The organism is Jatrophihabitans sp. (assembly GCF_051960575.1).
In the GTDB taxonomy this organism is placed as follows: Bacteria; Actinomycetota; Actinomycetes; order Mycobacteriales; family Jatrophihabitantaceae; genus JBQCEE01.
The window spans coordinates 1-2043 of sequence record NZ_JBQCEE010000248.1; the positions used below are offsets into that span (position 1 = coordinate 1).

Here is a 2043-nt window from a genome sequence, read left to right on the forward strand (position 1 = left end):
TAGGCCCGCCCCCCCGGATCCACACCCCGGCACCCCATCCATCCGAGGAGATCGATGTCCAGCCCCGAAGTCCGCCGGAGCCGCCGCGGACGCCACCGTCAGGCCCCGTCGCGCCGGCGCCGGCTGATCCGGCTGACCGCCGCGATCACCGGCACGACCAGCGTCTTCGTCGGCGCCACGGCCGCGAGCAACTGGGTGGCCGGCCTGAACTCGAACTCGTCGGCGCAGGGCCAGGCGGCGACCATCAGCAACCTCACCATCGCGGCCTCGTCGACGAGCCTGACGAACCTGCTGTACCCGGGCGCCAGCGGCGACGCGGCGGTGAGCGTCACCAACCCGAACCCGTTCCCGGTGACCGTCACCGGCGTGAAGCTGCCGACCAACACCACCTACGCCACCGGATACACCGACTCGGGCCTGTCGTCGGCCGCGAGCGGCTGCGACAACACCACCAGCTACGTCGGCTGGGCCTACGCGACCGGCACGAGCGGCACGACACACACCCTGACGACGCCGTTCACGGTCGGTGCCAACAGCTCGCTCACCGTGGTCTTCACCAACGACGCCAGCATGGGCAACTCGGCGGCCGCGAACTGCGCCGGTGCGTACTTCAAGATGCCGTCGTTCACCGGGGTCGTCGCCACCGGTGGCGCGGCCTCGGCGTCGAGCGGGCCGTTCACGACCGGCTGGACCTCCTGAGGCAGTGATGCGGCGACGCGGTGCGTGGCTCGTCGCGGCGGCCGTCGCCGTCGCGTCCGCCGCGCTCCCCGCCTCGGCGACCGCGTCCAACTGGACGATCGGGGCGAGCGCCGTCGCCGGGCAGGGCCGCGCCCGCCCCATCCCGGGCGCGCCGACCGGCGTGACCACGGCCTGCGGCGGTGGTGGAGCCGGCTCGTTCACGGTCAGCTGGAACACCAGCAGCACCGTGACGTCGTACCTGGTGCAGTACTCGACGACGGGATCCGGCTCCGGTTTCGATGCGGGGACGAGCGTCGCGCCGACCGCTGGCACGACCTCCTACGTCTACAACACCGTCTCGGTGCTGACCACCTACTGGGTGCGCGTCTGGGCGTACACGGGTACCTGGTCGAGCCTCACCGCCGGGCCGGGCAATTCGAGCCGGTCGATCCTGCTCGGCCTCATCTGCACCTGAGCCGTCCCGTTGTGGGACGCGGCGAGGGCCGGCACCCTTCCGGATGCCGGCCCTCGCCGTCGTGCTGGGTGCGGGTGGGCGTCAGCCCTGCGTGGCCTCCGCCGGGGCCGCCTCCGGGCTCGCGCCGTTGGCGCTCGCGGTGGCGTCCTCGTCGACCAGCCCGAGGCTGATCTTGCCGCGCTGGTCGATCTCGAGGATCTCGACCTGGATCTTGTCGCCGACGTTCACGACGTCCTCGACCTTGCCGATGCGCTTGCCGCGGCCGAGCTTGCTGATGTGGACGAGGCCGTCCTTGCCCGGCAGCAGCGAGACGAACGCGCCGAACGCGGCGGTCTTGACCACCGTGCCGAGGAAGCGCTCGCCGACCTTCGGCATCTGCGGGTTGGCGATCGCGTTGATGCGGTCGACCGCCGCCTGCGCCGAGGGGCCGTCGGCGGCGCCGACGTAGATGGTGCCGTCGTCCTCGATGGTGATGTCGGCGCCGGTCTCGTCCTGGATCGAGTTGATGATCTGCCCCTTCGGGCCGATCACCGCGCCGATCTTGTCGACCGGGATCTTCACGACCGTGACGCGCGGGGCGTACGGGCTCATCTCGTCCGGGGCGTCGATGGCCTCGGCCATGACGTCCAGGATGTGCAGTCGCGCGTCGCGGGCCTGCTTGAGCGCCGCACCGAGCACCTCGGACGGGATGCCGTCGAGCTTGGTGTCGAGCTGCAGGGCGGTCACGAACTCCTTGGTGCCGGCGACCTTGAAGTCCATGTCGCCGAACGCGTCCTCGGCGCCGAGGATGTCGGTGAGCGCGACGTACTCGGTCTTGCCGTCGACGGTGTCGCTGACCAGACCCATCGCGATGCCCGCGACCGGCGCCTTCAGCGGCACGCCGGCGTTGA

The 2043-nt window shown here is 71.3% G+C and carries 3 protein-coding genes; 2 read left to right on the forward strand and 1 reads right to left on the reverse strand.

Annotated features, from left to right (window positions below; all coding sequences use genetic code 11):
* Positions 1-54: 54 nt before the first annotated feature.
* Both ACTHMS_RS13780 and ACTHMS_RS13785 read left to right on the forward strand, forming a co-directional pair.
* On the forward strand, positions 55-699 hold the full coding sequence (locus tag ACTHMS_RS13780) for a hypothetical protein (RefSeq protein ID WP_440307244.1): 645 nt from the start codon (positions 55-57) through the stop codon (positions 697-699).
* A gap of 7 nt (positions 700-706) precedes the next feature.
* On the forward strand, positions 707-1153 hold the full coding sequence (locus ACTHMS_RS13785; RefSeq protein WP_440307245.1) for a fibronectin type III domain-containing protein: 447 nt from the start codon (positions 707-709) through the stop codon (positions 1151-1153).
* An 81-nt stretch (positions 1154-1234) separates the two neighbouring features.
* On the opposite strand, the gene ACTHMS_RS13790 is transcribed toward ACTHMS_RS13785, so the two are convergent.
* On the reverse strand, positions 1235-2043 hold an 809-nt coding region (locus ACTHMS_RS13790; RefSeq protein ID WP_440307246.1), incomplete at its 5' end, for a S1 RNA-binding domain-containing protein.